This window comes from Bradyrhizobium sp. IAR9 (assembly GCF_013408065.1).
GTDB lineage: Bacteria > Pseudomonadota > Alphaproteobacteria > Rhizobiales > Xanthobacteraceae > Bradyrhizobium.
Genome location: NZ_JACBZW010000003.1, coordinates 571,086 through 591,235 on the forward strand (window position 1 = coordinate 571,086; position 20,150 = coordinate 591,235).

The 20,150-nt window shown below is 63.3% G+C and carries 19 protein-coding genes; 9 read left to right on the forward strand and 10 right to left on the reverse strand.

The window, feature by feature from the left end; all coding sequences use genetic code 11:
* Nucleotide 1: 1 nt before the first annotated feature.
* On the reverse strand, nt 2-304 hold the full coding sequence (locus GGD67_RS11730; protein ID WP_246784272.1) for a hypothetical protein: 303 nt from the start codon (nt 302-304) through the stop codon (nt 2-4).
* A gap of 137 nt (nt 305-441) precedes the next feature.
* Here GGD67_RS11730 and GGD67_RS11735 point away from each other — a divergent pair, with 137 nt between their 5' ends.
* Complete coding sequence (locus tag GGD67_RS11735; protein WP_179732852.1) at nt 442-810, forward strand: helix-turn-helix domain-containing protein; 369 nt, start codon at nt 442-444, stop codon at nt 808-810.
* A gap of 3 nt (nt 811-813) precedes the next feature.
* Here the strand turns inward: GGD67_RS11735 and GGD67_RS11740 are convergent, their stop codons facing one another.
* The gene (locus GGD67_RS11740) at nt 814-1,494 is read right to left on the reverse strand and encodes an MBL fold metallo-hydrolase (RefSeq protein ID WP_018319513.1); all 681 of its coding nucleotides are present in this window, start codon (nt 1,492-1,494) and stop codon (nt 814-816) included.
* Between the two features lie 162 nt (nt 1,495-1,656).
* Between GGD67_RS11740 and GGD67_RS11745 the strand changes: the two genes are divergently transcribed.
* Entirely contained in the window at nt 1,657-3,255 is a 1,599-nt protein-coding gene (locus tag GGD67_RS11745; RefSeq protein ID WP_179732854.1) for an alpha-amylase family glycosyl hydrolase, read from the forward strand.
* A gap of 196 nt (nt 3,256-3,451) precedes the next feature.
* Here the strand turns inward: GGD67_RS11745 and GGD67_RS11750 are convergent, their stop codons facing one another.
* A complete protein-coding gene (locus GGD67_RS11750) occupies nt 3,452-5,152 on the reverse strand; it encodes an alpha-amylase family protein (protein ID WP_179732856.1) in 1,701 nt (566 codons plus the stop codon).
* A gap of 284 nt (nt 5,153-5,436) precedes the next feature.
* Between GGD67_RS11750 and GGD67_RS11755 the strand changes: the two genes are divergently transcribed.
* Nucleotides 5,437-5,928 (forward strand): MmcB family DNA repair protein, encoded by a 492-nt coding sequence (locus GGD67_RS11755; protein ID WP_018319516.1) that lies wholly within the window; start codon nt 5,437-5,439, stop codon nt 5,926-5,928.
* A 221-nt stretch (nt 5,929-6,149) separates the two neighbouring features.
* On the opposite strand, the gene GGD67_RS11760 is transcribed toward GGD67_RS11755, so the two are convergent.
* Together GGD67_RS11760 and GGD67_RS11765 are read right to left on the reverse strand one after the other, a co-directional pair.
* Complete coding sequence (locus tag GGD67_RS11760; RefSeq protein WP_008141807.1) at nt 6,150-6,704, reverse strand: ActR/PrrA/RegA family redox response regulator transcription factor; 555 nt, start codon at nt 6,702-6,704, stop codon at nt 6,150-6,152.
* Nucleotides 6,705-6,807: 103 nt separating this feature from the next.
* A complete protein-coding gene (locus GGD67_RS11765; protein ID WP_092251936.1) occupies nt 6,808-8,130 on the reverse strand; it encodes an ActS/PrrB/RegB family redox-sensitive histidine kinase in 1,323 nt (440 codons plus the stop codon).
* A 103-nt stretch (nt 8,131-8,233) separates the two neighbouring features.
* Between GGD67_RS11765 and GGD67_RS11770 the strand changes: the two genes are divergently transcribed.
* The 4 genes from GGD67_RS11770 to GGD67_RS11785 all read left to right on the forward strand — a co-directional run bounded on the left by GGD67_RS11770 (nt 8,234) and on the right by GGD67_RS11785 (nt 12,475).
* Complete coding sequence (locus tag GGD67_RS11770; protein WP_179732859.1) at nt 8,234-9,037, forward strand: ABC transporter ATP-binding protein; 804 nt, start codon at nt 8,234-8,236, stop codon at nt 9,035-9,037.
* Between the two features lie 112 nt (nt 9,038-9,149).
* Entirely contained in the window at nt 9,150-9,968 is an 819-nt protein-coding gene (locus GGD67_RS11775; RefSeq protein WP_179732861.1) for an ABC transporter permease, read from the forward strand.
* A gap of 121 nt (nt 9,969-10,089) precedes the next feature.
* The gene (locus GGD67_RS11780) at nt 10,090-11,418 is read left to right on the forward strand and encodes a polyhydroxyalkanoate depolymerase (protein WP_018319520.1); all 1,329 of its coding nucleotides are present in this window, start codon (nt 10,090-10,092) and stop codon (nt 11,416-11,418) included.
* Nucleotides 11,419-11,635: 217 nt separating this feature from the next.
* Nucleotides 11,636-12,475, forward strand: a complete 840-nt coding sequence (locus GGD67_RS11785; protein WP_018319521.1) for a M48 family metallopeptidase — start codon at nt 11,636-11,638, stop codon at nt 12,473-12,475.
* A 353-nt stretch (nt 12,476-12,828) separates the two neighbouring features.
* Here the strand turns inward: GGD67_RS11785 and GGD67_RS11790 are convergent, their stop codons facing one another.
* On the reverse strand, nt 12,829-15,042 hold the full coding sequence (locus tag GGD67_RS11790) for a transglycosylase domain-containing protein (RefSeq protein ID WP_179732862.1): 2,214 nt from the start codon (nt 15,040-15,042) through the stop codon (nt 12,829-12,831).
* Nucleotides 15,043-15,224: 182 nt separating this feature from the next.
* On the opposite strand from GGD67_RS11790, the gene GGD67_RS11795 reads away from it, so the two are divergent.
* Nucleotides 15,225-15,650 carry a DUF1330 domain-containing protein gene (locus GGD67_RS11795; RefSeq protein WP_018319523.1) on the forward strand — a complete coding sequence of 142 codons (426 nt, stop codon included), beginning with the start codon at nt 15,225-15,227 and terminating at the stop codon, nt 15,648-15,650.
* A 136-nt stretch (nt 15,651-15,786) separates the two neighbouring features.
* On the opposite strand, the gene GGD67_RS11800 is transcribed toward GGD67_RS11795, so the two are convergent.
* From GGD67_RS11800 to GGD67_RS11810, 3 genes are all read right to left on the reverse strand, one after another.
* Complete coding sequence (locus tag GGD67_RS11800) at nt 15,787-17,013, reverse strand: ABC transporter substrate-binding protein (protein WP_179732864.1); 1,227 nt, start codon at nt 17,011-17,013, stop codon at nt 15,787-15,789.
* 187 nt (nt 17,014-17,200) lie between these two features.
* Nucleotides 17,201-18,442: an ABC transporter substrate-binding protein gene (locus GGD67_RS11805; protein ID WP_038970676.1), complete on the reverse strand. Its 1,242-nt coding sequence runs from the start codon at nt 18,440-18,442 to the stop codon at nt 17,201-17,203.
* 162 nt (nt 18,443-18,604) lie between these two features.
* Nucleotides 18,605-19,018 carry a DUF1304 domain-containing protein gene (locus GGD67_RS11810; RefSeq protein WP_179732866.1) on the reverse strand — a complete coding sequence of 138 codons (414 nt, stop codon included), beginning with the start codon at nt 19,016-19,018 and terminating at the stop codon, nt 18,605-18,607.
* Between the two features lie 39 nt (nt 19,019-19,057).
* Here GGD67_RS11810 and GGD67_RS11815 point away from each other — a divergent pair, with 39 nt between their 5' ends.
* Nucleotides 19,058-19,600 carry a methylated-DNA--[protein]-cysteine S-methyltransferase gene (locus tag GGD67_RS11815; RefSeq protein WP_179732868.1) on the forward strand — a complete coding sequence of 181 codons (543 nt, stop codon included), beginning with the start codon at nt 19,058-19,060 and terminating at the stop codon, nt 19,598-19,600.
* Between the two features lie 69 nt (nt 19,601-19,669).
* Here GGD67_RS11815 and GGD67_RS11820 read toward each other — a convergent pair whose 3' ends face one another.
* Entirely contained in the window at nt 19,670-20,038 is a 369-nt protein-coding gene (locus tag GGD67_RS11820; RefSeq protein WP_026202199.1) for a nuclear transport factor 2 family protein, read from the reverse strand.
* Nucleotides 20,039-20,150: the final 112 nt, after the last annotated feature.

The window sequence follows — 20,150 nt, forward strand, 5'->3', positions numbered from 1 at the left end:
TTCAGGCCGTCTGACCGATCCATTCGATCGGCGTCACCGTCACCTCGCCGCCGGCGACCTTCCGCGTCATCTCCTGATAGGCTTTGAAGAAGTCGCGCGATTGCAGCGCTTTTTGCGCGGCATCGTCAGCGACGCTGGCGAGATGGAAATAGCTGCCGTCGTCGCGGTTCTTCAGGACACGATAGCCAATCCGCCCTTTCAGCTCGGGATCGCCGTCGATCGCTTTGATGAACCGATTGACCTCCTGGTGCCAGGCCTCCGTCGTACCGTTCCTGAATTCATATCTGATCATGAAGTGCTTCATGTGACGCTCCCTGTTCGTCGTGTGCGCCATCATCTGCGGCTTGCAAGCGATCCTGCAAGTATGGACAAAATTGATAGTATGGACTTTTTCGACGTCGCTCCTATCCTGAGGCGTGGCTAACGCGTGGAGGAGACGACATGGCGAAGGCGAACCCGGCGCGCACCTGTCCGGTCGCGGCCTTTCAGAAGATGATCAGCGGCAAGTACAAGCTGCGCATCGTCTGGGATCTCAAGGACGGCCCGCGCCGCTATGGCGAGATCCGCAGCGGCCTTTTGCGCGGCACGGAAGGCAGCGCCGAGATCACCCCGCGCGTGCTCAGTCGTGAATTGAAGGCCCTGACTGCGAGCGGCCTGATCGACCGGAAGGACTTCGGCGAGGTGCCGCCGAAGGTCGAGTATCGCCTGACCCGCAAGGGCAAGAGCTTCGTGCCGGTCGTCGCGGCGATCCGCGAATGGGGCGATCGTCACCTCAGTGAGACCGCCACGCTTGTGGACGCGGCGGAATAAACCTCACATCTCGCCGGTAATGAACGGATTGGTCATCCGCTCCTGGCCGATGCTGGAGCCGGCGCCGTGGCCGCAGATGAAGCCGACGTCGTCGCCGAGCGGCAGCAGTTTTGTCAAAATCGAGTTGATCAGCGTGGCGTGACTGCCGCCGGGCAAATCGGTGCGCCCGACCGAGCCGGCGAACAGGACGTCGCCGACATGGGCGAAGCGCAGCTCCTTGTTGAAGAACACCACGCTGCCCGGCGAGTGGCCGGGGCAGTGGAAAATGTCGAATTGCAAGCTGCCGATCGACACGCTGTCGCCTTCGGCGAGCCAGCGGTCCGGCGCGAAATTGCGCACGCCGGTCATGCCGAAGCGTGCGCCGCTCTCGACCACATTGTCGAGCAGGAACTTGTCCGCTTCATGCGGCCCCTCGATCGGCACCTTCAGCGCATCGCGCAGATCGGCCGCGCCGCCGACATGGTCGATATGGCCGTGGGTCAGCCAGATCTTCTCCACGGTGACGCCGGTCTGCTTGATCGCGTCCAGGATCTTCGGCACGTCCCCGCCGGGATCGATCACAACGGCCTTCTTGCTGGGCTCGTCCCAGATGATGGTGCAGTTCTGCTCGAACAGCGTCACGGGAACGATGATCGCGCCGGCCTTGGCTTGCGAAGAGTCTTGGCTGTTATTTTGCTCGGTCATGGCGCCACAATGCCGATTTTTGCCAGGCCGCCAAGCAAAAGATTCGTCACCGCGCCCGGGAACAATCGTCACACGGCCGTCCCAATTGGCCTGCCAATTTGAACCGGGGCGGTGTTGTCGCGTTCTCCCGCGCAAGACGCAGATTATGGGTGGTCTTCCCGCATGGCTCAGAGCAACGAAAACTGGTGGCGCGACGGCATCTTCTATCAGATCTACCCGCGCTCCTTTCAGGACTCGAACGGTGACGGCGTCGGCGATCTCGCCGGCATTTTGCAGCGGCTGCCTTACGTCAAATCGCTCGGCGTCGATGCGATCTGGCTGTCACCGATCTTCCCCTCACCGATGGAAGATTTCGGCTATGACATCGCCGACTATACCGGCATCGAGCCGCTGTTCGGCACGATGGAAGATTTCGATGCGCTGATCGCGGCCGCCCACGACAACGGCCTGAAGCTGATCCTCGACCTCGTGCCGAACCACACCTCGGACCAGCATCCCTGGTTCGTCGAGAGCCGCGCCTCGCGCGACAATCCCAAGCGCGACTGGTACATCTGGCGCGATCCGGCACCCGACGGCGGAGTGCCGAACAACTGGCTGTCCGAGTTCGGCGGCAGCGCGTGGCAGTTCGACGAGACCACGGGGCAATATTATTACCACGCCTTCCTCGCCCAGCAGCCGGACCTGAACTGGCGCAATCCCGACGTCCGCGCCGCGATCTACGACGTGATGCGGTTTTGGCTTGAGAAGGGCGTCGACGGCTTTCGCGTCGACGTGATCTGGCACCTGATCAAGGATGCCGAATTCCGCGACAACCCGCCCAATCCGCATTACGTCGAGGGACGGCCACCGAATGAAAGGATCATGACGCAATACTCCACCGACCAGCCGGAGGTGCATGACGTGATCTCGCAGATGCGGCGTGTCACCAATGAATTCGGAGCCCGCGTGCTGATCGGCGAAATCTATCTGCCGCTGCACCGTCTCATGGCCTATTACGGCAACGATCTCACCGGCGCGCAGATGCCGTTCAATTTCGCGCTGCTCTCGACCTTCTGGAGCGCGCGCTCGATCGAGACAATCATCGAGGATTACGAGAAGGCGCTGCCGCGCGGCGCCTGGCCGAACTGGGTGCTCGGCAATCACGACCGCCCGCGGGTCGCAAGCCGCGTCGGGTCCGAGCAGGCCCGCGTCGCCGCCATGCTGCTGCTGACGCTGCGCGGCACGCCGACGCTCTATTACGGCGACGAGATCGGCATGCACCAGGTGGCGATCGCGCCGGAGGATGTCCGCGACCCCTTCGAGAAGAACGTGCCCGGCATCGGTGTCGGCCGCGACGGCTGCCGCACGCCGATGCAGTGGGATGCGACCGAATTCGCCGGCTTCTCGGCGGCGCGGCCGTGGCTGCCGCTGCCGGAGCACTATGTGCGCGACAATGTCGTCAATCTCGAAGCCGATGTGCGCTCGATCCTCAACCTCTACAAGCGCCTGATCACCCTGCGGAAGAGCAGTCCGCCGCTGGTCGCCGGCGATTATCATCCGATCGCGGCACAAGGCGATCTCCTGATCTATCGCCGCGAAGCCGAGGGGCAGGCGGTGATCGTGGCGCTCAATCTCGGCCCCGATCCGGTCGCGGTGACCACCAGCGCGATCCGTTTCGGCAGCAGCATACTGCTGTCAACGTTCCTGGATCGCGACGGCGAGCGCATTGAAGGCGTGTTGGATCTGCGTGGCAATGAGGGGGTGATTGTCGCCCCACCCTAGCTGTCGTCCCCGCCTAGTGCGCAATTGCGCACGGGCGCGGGGACCCATACCGCGTGATCTATCGATTGTGATGGGTAGAGGAACCGAGCGACGGGTCTTCGCCAAACTTCTCCCTGGCGTTATGGGTCCCGGATCTGCGCTTCGCTTGTCCAGGACGACAGCGGAGGATACGGCAGCCTTGCGCGCGCCGGCCACATCACCCCGGATGCTTCTTCCCCCGCACCGTATCCCCGTCGATATCGCTCCGCTTCAACAGATAATCCAGCCCGCCGACGCGGTACCAGCGATACCCATACGGCTCCAGCACGATTCGGTGCTGGCCGCGCTTGTCGGCGTGGCTGTGGTCCTCCGCAAGCAGATTGATCAGGTGCGCGCCGGCCTCATCCGGCAGCCCGGCTGAGAACGCGATCTCGCGCGGCTTCTCGTCGAGATTATGCACGAACAGCACCGAATTGTTGCGCCAGTCGTAGCGCATGATGAACACGGCGGGATCGCGCACCGGAATGATGGCGAAGTCACCCCAGCCAACCTCCGGCACTTCTTTCCGCATGCGGACGATGCGCTCGGTCCAGTTCAGCATCGAGTTGGGATCGCGTCGCTGCTTGGCGACGTTGACGTGCGGGTAGCCGTAAGGCCCCTTGTCGATCACGGGGCAGGCCGGCTTGTTGCTCTTGGTGAAGCCGCCATGCGGCTCGGTCGACCATTGCATCGGCGTGCGCGCGCAATTGCGTTCCGGCAGTGAGAGATCGTCGCCCATCGCGATCTCGTCGCCATAGCGGATCACGGGCGTTCCCGGCAGCGTGCACATCAGGCTGTAGGCGAGCTCGAGCCGCCGGCGGTCGCCGCCGAGCATCGGCGCGAGGCGCCGCCTGATGCCGCGGTCGTACAGCTGCATATCCTTGTCGGGACCGAAATTCCTGAACACGGTGTCGCGCTGCGCCTTGGTCAACCGTCCCAGATCGAGCTCGTCGTGATTGCGCAGGAACAGGCCCCATTGCGCGGTCGCCGGCCGCGGCTTGGTCGCCTTCAACGCCTTCGCCAGCGGCCGCGAATCTGCGGATGCCAGCGCATAGAACAGGTGCTGGTTGACGTGGAAGTTGAACATCATATGCATGCGGTCGGCGTCGCGGCCGAAATATTCCATGTCCGTCTTCGGCAGCACATTGGCTTCAGCGAGGATGATGGCGTCGCCCTGCCGCCATTGCAGGAATTCGCGGAACGCGCGCAGCATGTCGTACTGCTCGACCGGCTTCTTCACGTTCGCGCCCTTGGTCGCGATCACGAAGGGCACGGCGTCCATGCGGAAGCCGGAGACGCCGAGCTGGATCCAGAACCCCATGATCTTCAGGATCTCGGCCTGCACATGCGGGTTCGAGGTGTTGAGGTCGGGCTGGAAATCGTAGAAGCGGTGGAAGTAATACGCGCCCGCTTCCTTGTCGCGCGTCCAGGTCGTTTTCTGCACGCCGGGAAACACCATGCCCTTTTCGGCACCGGCCGGCTTCTTGTCGGACCACACATACCAGTCGCGATACGGCGAGTTCTTGTCGCGCCGCGCCTCCTTGAACCAGTGATGCTGGTCCGAGGTGTGGTTGACGACGAGATCGATGATGATGCGGATGCCGCGCTGCTTGCAGCCATGGGCGAACTCGACGAAATCGCCGAGCGTGCCGTAACGGGCATCGACGCTGTAATAGTCGGCGATGTCGTAGCCGTCGTCGCGGCCGGGCGAGGTCTGGAACGGCATCAGCCAGATCGTGGTGATGCCGAGGCCGTGCAGATAGTCGAGCCGGCGGAGCAGGCCCTTGAAGTCGCCGACACCGTCGCCGTTGGCGTCCATATAGGAGCCGACGGAAAGGCAGTAGATCACCCCGTTCTTGTACCAGAGATCGTCGATCATCCGCGCAGCCTCGGTGGTTCCGCCGAGGTGCGGCGGCTGCGTGATAAGTTCGTGGGGGAGGGGAGGTTCCGCGTCCCATCCTCGGTGTCGTCCCCGCGAACGCGGGGACCCATACAGCGGGATCTCTCGATTGCAGTGGTCGAAGTACCGAATGACGAGTCTTCGCCAAACCTCTCCCTGGGGTTATGGGTCCCCGCTTTCGCGGGGACGACATGGAGTGTGTGGTGACAGCTCGCCTCTATTGGATGGTGTCCGCCCCATACGGAATCGGCTACTCTCCCCCCATGGACAGCACGGCCCGCAACATCGCCCTGGTGCCGCCACCCGATCGCCGCCAGTCGGAAACGGCGCTCGCGGTCGCGCGCGGCACCGCGCGGCTCTTACGTTCGCTCGGCTTTACCTGCATCAGCGAATTGCCGCTGCCCTCGGGCCGGCGCGCCGACCTCGTGGCGCTGAACGAGCGTGGCGAGATCTGGATCGTCGAGATCAAATCGTCGGTGGAGGATCTGCGCACCGATCAGAAATGGCATGAATACCGTGCCCATTGCGACCGGCTGTTCTTCGCCTTCACGCAGGACCTGCCGTGCGAGATCTTTCCGGAAGGCACCGGCCTGATCATCGCCGACGCCTATGGCGCGCACATGCAATGCGAAGCGCCCGAGCACAAGCTGGCTGCCGCGACGAGGAAGCAGATGACGGTGCGGTTTGGAATGGCGGCAGCCTTGCGCATCAACCGCCTGGTCGATCCGCAGGGGCATGCGGATTTTTGGGAGTAGCGGCGCCGCAAACATCGGTGCCGTAGGGTGGGCAAAGCGAAGCGTGCCCACGGTCTCTATCCAGCTCTTACAGATCGTGGGCACGGCGCTTTGCGCCTTTGCCCACCCTACGAGACCTGTCGTTCCGTCATCCCGCGATGTGGCCGGGCCGTCGCCCTTCGAGGGCCGCTGAAGGAGCGGCCACCTCAGGGTGACGGGGATAGGTTGCTGATTGCCGTAAATTATCGCGGCGCGCGTTTGGCCAAAATGCGCTGCAACGTCCTGCGGTGCATGTTGAGCCGCCGCGCCGTTTCCGAAACGTTGCGGTTGCACATCTCGTAGATGCGCTGGATATGCTCCCAGCGCACGCGGTCGGCGGACATCGGGTTGGTCGGCAGCTCGGATTTCTCCGCGCTGGTCGACAGCAGCGCCGCGACGACGTCGTCGGCATCCGCGGGCTTGGAGAGATAATCGATCGCGCCCATCTTCACCGCGGTGACGGCGGTGGCGATGTTGCCGTAGCCGGTCAGCACGATCGCGCGCGCATCCGGGCGCTTCTTCTTCAGCGCCGAGACCACGTCGAGGCCGTTGCCGTCGCCGAGCCGCAAATCCACTACGGCGAATGCCGGCGCTGCCTTGCCGATCTGCGCAAGACCATCCGAGACGGTGTCGCATGACGTCACCGCAAAGCCGCGCGTTTCCATGGCGCGCGACAACCGCTCCAGGAACGGCTTGTCGTCCTCCACGATGAGCAGCGAGCGGTCGGTCTGTTCGTTCAGTTCGGCGATGGCGTTCAAGGTTTTGTCCTCTCTCCAACGCGACTACATATGGCCTCGCAATCGAGCGGTGCCAAGGCCGCCGATAGTCGATCGGCCCTGTTGTGCGACGCAAGGTCGCGGCCTATCCTATTGTTTCTTCGAGGCTCTCGATAGCCTCAAAACGCTGTCGCGGCCAAGTGATCTGCACCACCGCGCCGTGTTCCGGAAAGATCCGGTTGGTAAACAAGACCTTGGCGCCGGTGCGTTCCAGCAAGGTGCGCGCGATGAACACGCCCAATCCGAGACCGCGTCGCTCACCGCCGCCGTCATCCGTGGTTCGCCGCCGCGACAGATAGGGCTCGCCGATCCGGTTCAGGATATCGGGCGGAATGCCGGGGCCGTCGTCGGAGATCAGAAGCTCGATCGTGTCCTTGTTCCACCACGCGTTCACCTCGACGGTGGTATGGGCGAAATCGACCGCGTTCTCGACGATGTTGCCGACGCCGTACAGGATTGCCGGATTGCGCGAGCCGACCGGCTCGGACACGGCGGCGACCGCGATCCGCACCTTGATCTCGACGCCGAAATCGCGGTGCGGGGCCACCACCTCCTCGATCAGCTCCGACAGCTTCATGCGGTCGAACGGCGCGCCGGTGGAGGAGAGCTGGGTGATCTTGCTCAATATGTCGCGGCAACGCTGGGTCTGCTCGCGCAACGTCTTCAGGTCGGCGGCAAAGCTGGCGTCCTTCACCGTCTTCTCCAGCTCGCGCGAGATCAGGAAGATCGTCGCGAGCGGCGTGCCGAGCTCGTGTGCGGCCGCGGCTGCGAGCCCGTCGAGCTGGGTCAGGTGTTGCTCGCGCGTCAGCACCAGCTCGGTCGCGGCCAGCGCGTCCGCAAGCTTGCGCGCCTCCTCGGTCACCTGGAACGAGTAGAGGCTGGTGACGCCGATCGCGAGCACGATCGAGAGCCAGACGCCGACGAGATAGATCGGCGGCAGCACCAGCGGATCATCGGAATCCCACGGCAGCGGCAAATGGAAGAAGAACAGCACCGAGGCGCAGGCCACCGCGAGCACGCCGAGGCCGAACGTGAAGCGCGCCGGCAGCGCCGTGGCCGAGATCAGCACCGGCGCCAAGAACAGGAACGAGAACGGGTTCTGCAGTCCGCCGGTGAAGTACAACAGACCGGCCAGTTCCACGATGTTCAGCGCGAGCAGTCCGGCCGCCTGCATCGGCTCCAGCCGCTGCATCGGATTGGCCGCGGTCTGGAGCGCCAGATTCAGTGCTGCCGACAAGGCGATGATGCTGACGCAGGGGACGATCTCGACGTTGAATTCCAACCCCTGCGCCACGATGAAGATCGCGGCGAGCTGGCCCAGCACCGCCAGCCAGCGCAGCCGCAGGATTGTGTCCAGGCGGATATGCCGCTGCGCGTGGCGAAAGTCGGAAGCAGCAATTTCAGTCATATCGGCCAATGGGGGTGCCTTCCAGATCACAAACGCTGGGCTCGCGGAACCACCGGATTACAAGCCTTGCGCTATCCGCTGCAATAGCAGAAGAACGACCAGCATGACCGAGAATGACAAGGCTTCAAGTCGGCCGACTGTCGCGGAGCGCAGCTCGTCCGCGGCGATCGCGGTCGAGCACCTCGTCAAGATCTACAAGCAGACCCGCGCGGTCGACGACATCTCCTTTTCGCTGCCGCGTGGCAGCATCACCGGGCTTCTAGGCGGCAACGGCGCCGGCAAGACCACGACCATCGCGATGATCATGGGCCTGGTGCTGCCGACCTCCGGCCGCGTGCAGGTGCTCGGACATCGGATGCCCGAGGAGAGCGCTGCCGTGCTGGGGCGGATGAATTTCGAGAGCCCCTATGTCGACATGCCGATGCGGCTCACGGTGCGGCAGAATCTCACCGTGTTCGGCAAGCTCTATGCGGTGAAGAACCTGTCGGAGCGCATCGCCGAGCTCGCTGACGATCTTGATCTCACCGATTTCATCGACCGCGCCAACGGCAAGCTGTCCGCCGGGCAGAAGACCCGCGTCGCGCTCGCCAAGGCGCTGATCAACCGGCCCGAGCTGCTGCTGCTGGACGAGCCGACCGCCTCGCTCGATCCGGATACCGCCGACTGGGTGCGGGCGCATCTGGAGGGTTATCGCAAGGACAACAACGCCACCATCCTTCTGGCCTCGCACAACATGCTCGAGGTCGAGCGGCTGTGCGATCGCGTCATCATCATGAAGCGCGGTCGCATCGAGGACGACGACACGCCGGAGGCGATCATGGCGCGCTACAACCGCACCACGCTGGAGGAGGTGTTTCTGGACGTTGCGCGCGGCCGGGTGAACGGCGCGAAGGAGGCAGCAAGGTGAGCGGGAGCCGTCTTCGTAGCCCGGATAAAGCGAAGCGTAATCCGGGACCCCTGTCGCATGTGGCACGATTCCCGGATTGCGCTGCGCTGCATCCGGGCTACGGGAGCGTGCCATGACCGACCTCACCCTCCACCGCGGCATCTCCGTCCATCGCATCGGCGCGATGATCCTGCGCTACTGGTACCTCCTGCTGTCGTCCTGGCCGCGGCTGCTCGAATTGCTGTACTGGCCGGCGCTGCAGGTCATCACCTGGGGCTTCATCCAGTATTACATCGCCGAGAATTCCAATTTCTTCGCGCGCGCCGGCGGCACGCTGATCGGCGCCGTCATCCTCTGGGACATTCTGTTTCGCGGGCAGCTCGGCTTCTCCATCTCGTTCCTGGAGGAGATGTGGGCGCGCAACATCGGCAACCTCATGATGAGCCCCTTGAGGCCGATCGAGTTTCTGCTGTCGCTGATGGTCATGAGCCTGATCCGGCTCGCGATCGGGATCATTCCGATGACCTTGCTCGCGCTGTTCATGTTTCAATTCAATGTCTATGCCCTGGGCCTGCCGCTGATCGCATTCTTCTGCAATCTGATCTTCACGAGCTGGTCGGTCGGCATCTTCGTGTCGGGTCTCGTGCTGCGAAACGGCCTCGGCGCCGAGAGCATCGTCTGGACCCTGATGTTCGCGATCCTGCCGCTCGCCTGCGTCTACTATCCCGTCAGCGTGTTGCCGGTCTGGCTGCAGTACGTCGCTTGGGCATTACCGCCGACCTATGCCTTCGAGGGGATGCGCGCGCTGCTGATCGAGCAGACCTTTAGGACCGATCTGATGCTGGAGGCGTTGGCCATCAACGCAGTACTCCTGGTTGCATCTTTTTGGGCATTCCTTGCCCTTTTGCGCAGCGCCAAGAAGCACGGCTCGCTGCTGTCGGGCGGCGAATAACGTCACTTTCCCGTGGATTCAGGCCGATTTACCCGTCTCCGCCACGTAGATGTACGGAACCATGCATTGACGCAATATTGCGCATTCGGCAGTATGCTGCGATGCGAAGAGGGATATAGCGATGCCTATTGGTGAGTTCGGCGGCGCACCGCCCCTGGCTGCAGAAGGCAGTCCGGTCCTGACGACGCCGATGTACTGGATGTACGAGATGGCGCACGCCTCTCTCAATCCGGCACGTGCGGTCACTGACGCGACCAAGCTGCTGTTTCAGAATCCTCTCAACCCCTGGGCGCGCACCGAGGTCGGCAAGTCGGTTGCCGCGGCCTGCGAATTGTTCGAGCGCACCACGCGCCGCTACGGCAAGCCGGAATGGGGCCTCGACGACACCGAGGTCAACGGCATCCGCGTCCCCGTCGAGGTCCGCTCAGTCTGGGAAAAGCCGTTCTGCCGGCTGCTCTACTTCGATCGCAAGTTCGCTCGTCCCCTGCGCAGCCCGCAGCCGCGCGTGCTGATCGTGGCGCCGATGTCCGGGCATTATGCGACGCTGCTCCGCGGGACGGTCGAGGCCTTCCTGCCCGCACATGAGGTCTACATTACCGATTGGGCCGATGCCCGCATGGTGCCGCTCAGCGATGGCCGCTTCGATCTCGACGATTACATCGACTACGTCATCGAGATGCTGCACGTCCTCGGCGGCAACACCCACGTCATGGCGGTGTGCCAGCCCTCCGTGCCGGTGGTCGCCGCCGTCTCGATCATGGAAGCGCGGCGCGATCCCTTCGTGCCGACCTCGATGACGCTGATGGGCGGCCCGATCGACACCCGTCGCAATCCGACGTCGGTGAACAATCTCGCCCAGGAGCGCGGTATCGACTGGTTCCGCAACCACGTCATCACCAAGGTGCCGTTCCCGCATCCCGGCATGATGCGCGACGTCTATCCGGGATTCCTGCAGCTCAACGGCTTCATCAGCATGAATCTCGACCGGCACATGGACGCCCACAAGCAGCTCTTTGCCCATCTGGTGAAGGGCGACGGCGACCTCGTCGACAAGCATCGCGAGTTCTATGACGAATATCTCGCGGTGATGGACCTCTCCGCCGAGTATTACCTGCAGACGGTCGACACCGTTTTCGTGAAACATTCGCTGCCGAAGGGCGAGATGACGCATCGCGGAACACGCGTCGACCCCTCCAAGGTCACGCGCGTGGCGTTGATGACGGTCGAAGGCGAGAACGACGATATCTCGGGTCTCGGTCAGACCGAAGCGACGCACACATTGTGCAGCTCGATCCCCGATCATCGCCGCGTCCATTACGTCCAGAAGGGCGTCGGACATTACGGCGTGTTCAACGGCTCGCGCTTCAAGTCGGAAATCGTTCCGCGAATCCATGACTTCATGGTCTCAGCTGCGAATCCGAGCTCATTGCAGGCTCTCGCGGCCGAATAACCTTCGTTTTCGGCTTTCCCGTCGAAAATTCAGGCCCCGCCGGAGGCTCCGGCCGGGCCTGGTTCTCTCCAGATTCGCGGTATTTAGGTAGCTTTATAAGAGTGAGTCTTCCCTCACCCCTTGGGGGTGCCGCATGCGTCCAGCGGGGGCGAAAAAACCCGGTTCCAACCCCAGTCTGTAGGGTCTCCCGGACGTCAGACCGCTGTATATTGGGCAAATGATTTGTTTTTGCGCCGAGCGCTTTCCCTGGCGGCGGTTATGGCAGAATCCGGGCGCCCTCCTGCCCCCCGGACTGACAGACATGGCCACTCGCGCTCTCCTCTATCGGCGGCCCCACGAACCCAAGACCGTCCTGATCACCCATGGATCGCAATTTTTTGCCATCCGATTGCGCCGGCACCGCCGCGCGCGCCGTTACACGCTCAGAATTCATCCGAGCGATCGCGAAGCCATCCTCACCATGCCGCCGCGCGGCACGCTGGCCGAGGCGAAAGACTTCGCGCAGCGCCACGGTGCGTGGATCGCGGCGCGCCTCGGTCGCTTGCCGAAGGCTGCGCCGTTCCAGCCGGGCACGGTGATACCGCTCCGTGGCACCCCGCATCGCATCGTTCATCGCGCCGGCACGCGCGGCACGGTGTGGACCGAGATGCGCGACAGCGGTGAGCGCATTCTCTGCGTCGCCGGCGGGCTCGAGCATGTCGATCGCCGCGTCAGCGACTTCCTCAAGCGCGAGGCGCGCCGCGACCTGCAGCGATCGGCGGAGGCTTACGCCGCCGAGCTCGGTGTCAGGGTCAAGCGCCTCTCGATCCGCGATCAGTCCAGCCGCTGGGGTTCCTGCACCTCGGCCGGCTCGCTGTCGTTCTCCTGGCGCCTGATCCTCGCACCGCCCTTCGTGCTCGACTACCTCGCCGCGCACGAGGTCGCTCATCTCGTCGAGATGAACCACTCGGCGCGGTTCTGGCGCGTGTGCGGAAAAGTCTGCCCGTCGATGGAGCGCGCCAAGAAGTGGCTCGATACCTACGGCAACGATCTGCACCGGTATGGAGTCGAGGATTAGGGACGCGCTGCAAACGTCTTGAAAGGTGTCATCGCCCGGCTTTGACCGGGCGATCCATTAGGCCGAGACGGCGCTGATTGAATCGAGAAGCCGCGGCGTGCTGGATTCCCCGCTTTCGCGGGGAATGACAGCGGAGAGTGGAGCGGCTGGTGTTTTTGCTTTTGGGGAGTAGCTCACCTCGGTTGATCCTGCCGTGATTGGCAGGACTTGTCGAAGTGGTGGAGCTGACTTCGAGGCGCAGTTCAGGCGTCTGTGCGGCCCGCGCAAGCCGTTGATATCGTTAGCGCGGGCTACTGTGCATGGGGTTGTTTTCGCAGTTTTTGTCTTGAGGCCACGCGGACCTCAGGCCGCGCCTAACGGTTTCCGCCAAACAGCCGGTCCATCAGCCAGCCATCGAGCCCTGCCGCAGCCTCCGGCCGCGCATTGGCGCGCGTCGGCGGTGGGCGATAGCCGCCATTGCTTGCGGGTGCCGGCCCGGGCGCTGCCAACGTCGGCGGCGACACCTGCGAAGCCGCCTGCGCGAGGTTCGACAGGCCCCAGCCACCTTGTGTGCTCGGCAATGCCGCCACCGGCACACCCTCGTGCGCGGCGCGCATGAAGCGCGACCAGACTTCCACCGGCAGGCCGCCGCCGGTCGCCTTCTTGGTCGGCGAATTGTCGTCATTGCCGAGCCAGACGCCGGTGACGAGGCTTGCGGTGTAGCCGATGAACCAGGCGTCGCGGTAATCCTGGCTGGTGCCGGTCTTGCCGGCCGCGGGCCAGCCCGGGATCTCGGCCTTCTTGGCGGTGCCTGATATCAGCGTCTCGCGCATCATCGCGTTCATCATGCCGACATAGCGGGGGTCGATGACCTGATTGCGCTCCTCAGGCTGGCGCATGTAGAGCAGCTTGCCGCCCAGCGTCTTGATCCGCGTGACGACGTGCGGTGCCACCGCGAGACCGCCATTGGCGAAGGGGGCGTAGGCGCCGACCAGCTCGACCACCGAGACTTCCGACGTGCCGAGCGCGATCGAGGCGTTCGGCTCGAGCTTGGAGGAGATGCCGAGCCGGTGCGCGGTGCGCACCACATTCTTCGGTCCGACCTCGAGGCCGAGGCGAATGGCGACGGTGTTGAGGGACATCGCCAGCGCCTGCGTCAGCGTCACCGCGCCGAAATACTCATGGGTGTAGTTCTCGGGTCGCCAGCCCTTGACCTCGATTGGCGCGTCCTGGCGCATCGTATCAGGCGTCAGGCCCTGCTCGAGCGCGGTCAGATAGACGAACGGCTTGAACGAGGAGCCCGGCTGGCGCTTTGCCGTCACAGCGCGGTTATACTGGCTCTCGGAATAGTTCCGCCCGCCCACCATGGCGCGCACCGCACCATCCGGCGTCATCGCCACCAGCGCGCCCTGGCTGACATTGAACTTCACGCTCTTGGCCGCGAGCTCGTCGATGATGGCGGCTTCCGCCACGCTCTGCAGTTTCGGATCGATCGTGGTCTCGACCTTGATGCTCTCGTCGATCTGGCCGACCAGATCGTCCAGCACCTCGCCGATCCAGTCGGCGACGTAATTGACCGTCCCGGCGCCGACCGGTTTCACATTGTAGGAGGGATGGCCGATCGAGGCCTGCGCCTGCGCATCGGTGATGAATTTTGCATCCGCCATCGCCGCGAGCACGATTTGCGCGCGGGCTTCGGCGCCTTCGGGGTTGCGGTTCGGCGCGAGGCGCGAGGGCGATTTGACAAGACCGGCCAGCATCGCGGCCTCGGCAACCGTGACGTTCTTCGCCGACTTGCCGAAATATTTCTGCGCGGCAGCTTCGACGCCATAGGCGCCGGAGCCAAAATAGACGCGGTTGAGATAGAGCTCCAGGATCTCGTTCTTGGAATGCTTGCGCTCGAGCCAGATCGCGAGCTCCACCTCCTGCAGCTTGCGCTGCATGGTGCGCTCCTGGGTCAGGAACAGGTTCTTGGCGAGCTGCTGCGTCAGCGTCGAGCCGCCCTGGGAGACGCCGCGATGCATGACGTTGGTGACGAGGGCGCGCAGGATGCCGATCGGGTCGATGCCGAAATGCGAATAGAAGCGGCGGTCCTCGATGGCGATGAACGCCTTGGGCAGGTAAGGCGGCAAATCCTTCAGCGAGACATTGGCGCCGGCCATCTCGCCGCGTTGCGCCAGCATGCTGCCGTCGATGCCGACGATCTGGATCGTCGGCGGCCGCTTGGGGATCTCCAGCGACTGGATCGGCGGCAGATGGGCGCCGACATAGATGACGACGCCGATCACGGCGATCGCGCCCCACAGGCCGAGCACCGCGCCCCAATAGATCAGGCGGCCGATGCTGGCGCCGATGCGCGACTTGGTGCGCCGCTTGGCACCGCTGCGGCTGGCTGGCGCCTTCCGTTCGCGCGGCGGCTCGTCACCGGAATCTTCGCTCTTGCGCTTGGCGGATGATTTCGTTGATTTCTTCGGCTTGTCGTCGCCGCCGGGGATGCGGTCCGCCGCGGTCAGGCGCAGATCGGCGAGCGCCGCGGGCAAGCCGAATAGCGGCTCCTTCCGCCCACCCTTTTTCTTTCCCCACGCCATACGCAAAAACGCCCGGTCAGCCCGCCCCGCCGCACGCTAGCGGTCGCTGTTTAAGGCCCGGTTACCCAGACCTTAACGCGCGATTAGGAGGTGCGGCATTCGCTCGCCGCAGTTCCGCTGGTTGCGTGCCGGAGCTAGGATCGCCGGCACAAAACACGAGGAAACACGCAGAGGAAGCACGCATGGGCCATATCGATCCGACCAAGGAGATTTTCGCGCAATTCCGGGAGAACGACCGTCCAGGGCCGATCCAGATGCTCAACCTGGTACGTCTGCGCAAGGAGGCGGCCTATCCGGATGGCCGCAAGGCAAGCGGCGCCGAAGCCTACGCGGCCTATGGCCGCGAGAGCGGCCCGGTGTTCGAACGCCTCGGCGGCCGCATCATCTGGCAGGGCAGATTCGAGCTGATGCTGATCGGCCCGCAGGACGAGCGCTGGGACCATTGCTTCATCGCCGAATATCCTGATGTCGGAGCCTTCGTCGAGATGATCCGCGATCCCGTCTACCGCGAGGCGGTCAAGCATCGCCAGGCCGCAGTGGAGGACTCGCGGCTGATCCGGCACGCCGTGCTGCCGATCGGGAAGAATTTTGGGGAGATACCGGAGTAGCTCGTAGGGTGGGTAAAGCCCCGGGGTGCGCGAATGCGCATCCCGGGGCGTGCCCACGACTTTCGTCGCGATTGTGGAGAGATGGTGGGCACGGCGCTCGCGCGCCTTTGCCCACCCTACGAAGTTGCGTGTGCAGCTAACCCGCCGGACCCGCATCCTCCAGGATCGGGCCGAACAGCTCCCAGCGCTCGCCGTTGAACTTCATCATCTGAAGCTGCTTGTTGACGCGGTAGTCGGTCGCCGAGGTGTTGGCCTTGATGCCGGGCAGCGCGGTGTCGCCGATGAAGTCCTTCAGCGAGGCGGCCTGCTTCATGACATTCTCGCGCGTCAGGTTGTCGCCGCACTGCTTCAGCACGTGCACCAGCAGCTGGGCGGTGCCGTAGCCATAGGTGTTGAAGCTCGAATCCTTGTCGCCGTCAGGATAGTACTTCGCCATGAAGTCGAAATATTTCTTCATGCCGGCATCGTCCTTCCAGGCCGGATCTAGCGGATCCTTGCCGTAGTTGACGCTGATCACGCCCTTGGATGCCTCCAGGCCCGCCGGCTTCATCACCGCACCGACCGAAGTGGCGTTGATGTCGACGATCTGCACCGGATGCCAGCCCATCTCCGCGATCTTCTTGATCGCCTGCGCGGCCTGCTTCGGCGTGGTCGCGCTGAAGAACAGGTCGGCGCCGGCATCCTTGATCTTGAGAATCTGCGAGTCGATGGTCGGATCGGAGACCTCGTAGGACGCTTCCGTCACGATCATCTTGCCAGCCTTGTCGCCGAGGCCGGCCTTGATGCCGTTCAGATAGTCCTTGCCGAGATCGTCGTTCTGATAAAGCACGCCGATCTTGGCGTTCGGATGCTCCTTCAGGACGTACTGGCCGTAGATGCGGCCCTCGACGAAATAGTTCGGGTTGTAGCCCATGGTCCAAGGGAAGTTCTTGGGATCGGTGAACTTCGAGGCGCCGGTGGCGGCGAACAGCTGCGGCACCTTCTTGGAGTTGAGATATTTCTGCACCGCTGCGTTCGAGGGCGTGCCGACGATCTGGAAGGTCAGCAGCACCTCGTCGCTCTCGACGAGCTTGCGCACCTGCTCCACCGCCTTTGGCGGCGAATAGGCGTCGTCATACTGGATCAGGTTGATCTTGCGACCGTTGATGCCGCCCTGGTCGTTGATCATCTTGAAATAGGCGGCCTGCGTCTTGCCGATCGTGGCATAGGCCGATGCCGGCCCCGAGAACGGCACAGTCTGTCCGACCTTGATCTCGGTGTCGCTGGCGCCCGGATCATATTTCTTCTGGGCATTGGCCGCAGAGATCGACAGCGCCAGGGTCAGCGCCGTAGCCGCGGCCAGATGCAGCATTCCATTCCTCATTCGCAATTCCCTCAGTTGTTATTGCCGATGATCTCTCGGCGCGCGCTTGCGCATCCGATGCCATCGCTGAGGGCGAGTGTGGAGGAACGATTGTTGCGACGCAAGGTGGGCGTTCGTAGGGTGGGTTAGCCTTGCGGGCTGCGCGAAGTGCAGTCCGCTGGGCGTAACCCACCCTACGAGATCGGGACTAGCCCGACGGTCCCGTGTCCTCGATGATCGGTCCGAACAGCTCCCAGCGTTCGCCATTGAACTTCATCATCTGCATCTGCTTGTTGACGCGGAAGTCGTTCGGCCCGGTGTTGATCTTGATGCCGGGCAGCGCGAAGCTCGGCGTGAAGTCCTTGATGTTGGCGACCTGCTTCATGATGTTCTCACGCGTCAGATCGTCGCCGCATTGCTTCAGGACCTGCACCAGCAGTTCCGCCACCGAATAGGCGTAGGTGTTGACGGTGTTGAGCTTGTCGCCTTCCGGGAAATACTTGTCCATGAAAGCGAAGAAGGCCTTCACGCCGGGATCGTCCTTCCACTGGGGATCGCTGGGCTCCTTGCCGTACTGGGTCGAGATGATGCCCTTGGAGATGTCGAGGCCGGCCGGCTTCAGCGTCGCCGAGATCGGGCTCGCATTGATGTCGAGGATGTGCACCGGCGTCCAGCCGAGGTCGGCGAGCTTCTTGATCGCCTGTGCGGCGAATTTCGGCGTCGAGGCATCGAAGAACACGTCGACGCCCATCGACTTCAGCTTGACCACCTGGGAATCGACCGTCGGGTCGGTGACCTCGTAGGAGACCTCGCCGACGATCATGCTTGCGGCCTTGTCGCCGAGGCCGCTCTTGAGGCCCGCAAGATAGTCGCGGCCCATGTCGTCGTTCTGGTAGAGCACGCCGATCTTGGCGTTCGGATGCTCCTTGAGAATGTATTTGGCGTAGATGCGCCCCTCGGACACGTAGTTGGGATTGTAGGCGATGGTCCAGGGATAGTTCTGCGGATCGTTGAAGCGGGCCGCGCCGGTCGAGGCCAGCAACTGCGGCACCTTCTTGCCGTTGAGATATTTTTGCACGGCGGCGTTGGCCGCGGTGCCGATCAGCTGGAAGGTGAACAGCACCTCGTCGCCCTCGACGAGCTTGCGCACCTGCTCCACCGTCTTCGGCGGCGAATAGGCGTCATCATACTGGATCAGATTGATCTTGCGGCCGTTGATGCCGCCCTGATCGTTGATCATCTTGAAGTAGGCGGCCTGGGTCTTGCCGATATTGGCGTAGACGGAGTAGGCGCCGGAGAACGGCACGGTCTGGCCGATCTTGATCTCGGTGTCGGTCGCCCCGGTGTCGTATTTCTTCTGGGCGAAGGCTTGGCTTACGAAGGCTTGGTTCGCGGAGAACGCGAAGGCGAGCGCTGTCGTGGCAGCTAAGAAGGCTCTGCGATTGGTCATGTTGGTTGTTCCTCCTGACGGAATTTTCGGCCGATGGTCTTTTCCCGTCGATTGCAACGGTCGCCATCGCTGCCGAAGATTGTGGAGGAAGGTTCGCCGCCGCGCAAGGATCGCGGCGCTGCGCCGTAGCGTCTCAGGCCGAGGAGTCCGTGGTCAGGCGTCTCAGGCCAGGAGCAACGCGACCAGCGCGACCGCCGCCGGCAGCGCCTGCACCATCAGGATGCGGCTGCTGACGGTCGCGGCGCCATAGGCGCCGGCCACGATCACGCAAAGCAGGAAGAACGCCTTGATCTGGAATGCGAAGGCCGGGTTGCCGTGGACCAGACCCCAGATCAGGCCGGCGGCGAGGAAGCCGTTATAGAGGCCCTGATTGGCGGCCAGCACCTTCGTGATCTCGGCCTTCTCCGGCGTGTTGCGAAACACCTTCAGGCCCTGCGGCTTGTCCCAGAGGAACATCTCCAGGATCAGGAAAAAGACATGCAGTGCGGCGACCAGCGCCACCAGGATATTGGCGATCAGGATCAAGTTGAGCTCCCCCAGCGTCAGCTTTCGGGTGGACGATAGCACGGCCGGCATGGCAAGTGCGATGGCATGTTTCGATGCTATGGTGCCACCATGCCCGGGCGACCAACCAAACCGTCTGCAAGCTTCGGCCTCGATCGCCTGGTGACGCCGATCGGGATTGCTCTGCTCGTCACCGATGCCGAGGGTGCGCTACGCGCACTGGACTGGGAAGACTATGAGCATCGCATGCGCGAGCTCTTGCGCTTGCACTACGGTGCGGTCGATCTCAGCTACCGGCCTGCGCCTGCATCCATGCGGATCGCGTTATCGGGTTACTTCGAAGGCGATCTCGGTCAGCTCTCGGCCATCGCATGGCGTATCGCCGGCACGCCGTTTCAGCAGAAGGTCTGGAACGCGCTGGCTCACATCCCCGCCGGCACCACGATGAGCTACGGCGCGCTGGCCGCAAAGATCGATGTGCCAAAAGCCATTCGTGCCGTCGGTCATGCCAACGGCTCCAATCCGATCAGCGTGGTGCTGCCCTGCCACCGCTTGATCGGCGCCGACGGTTCGCTGGTGAAATACGGCGGCGGGCTCGAGCGCAAGCGCTGGCTGCTGCGGCATGAGGGGGTGCAGGTCCGAGAGTCCGTTTGAGAATGGATTGAGCGGACCGTGCCTGTGGCCGCACCTGCCTCATGGACGCTGCCTGCCGTAACGAATCCGTCAGACTTTCGACGTCATCACTTTCTGCACTATTTTCCAGGTCCCGTTCACCTTCAAGCACGACAGCAGGTCCGTGAAGGAACGCGGGGGAATGCGCAGCTTGACTTTCAAGAGCGCGAGCTCGCTCTCAACGTCTATTGATAGGATCTGATCTTCCCGCTCGAAGCCCAGTTGCTTCGGAGCTTTCGTGTTGCGGACCACTGCCAGCCAGGACGCAATCGGCGTCACGCCCAATTTGCCGTCCTCGGCCACCTTCGTCACGGAACTCGAGGGGTGAAATATGGATGCAAACTTCTCAGCATCCATTTCATAGGCAGCGTCGAAATAGGTCTGCGCAAGCGAGCGCAAGGCGGGAACGTCCGTATCCATTGTCATCCTCAAAGCTCTTGCACCGGACTCATTCATGCGGTCCGGCAGCTGTGCCGAGCGTCGACCTGCCCATCGCGCAGAAAAGCTGCAGGTCGTCTCCCTGCTCGCGCAA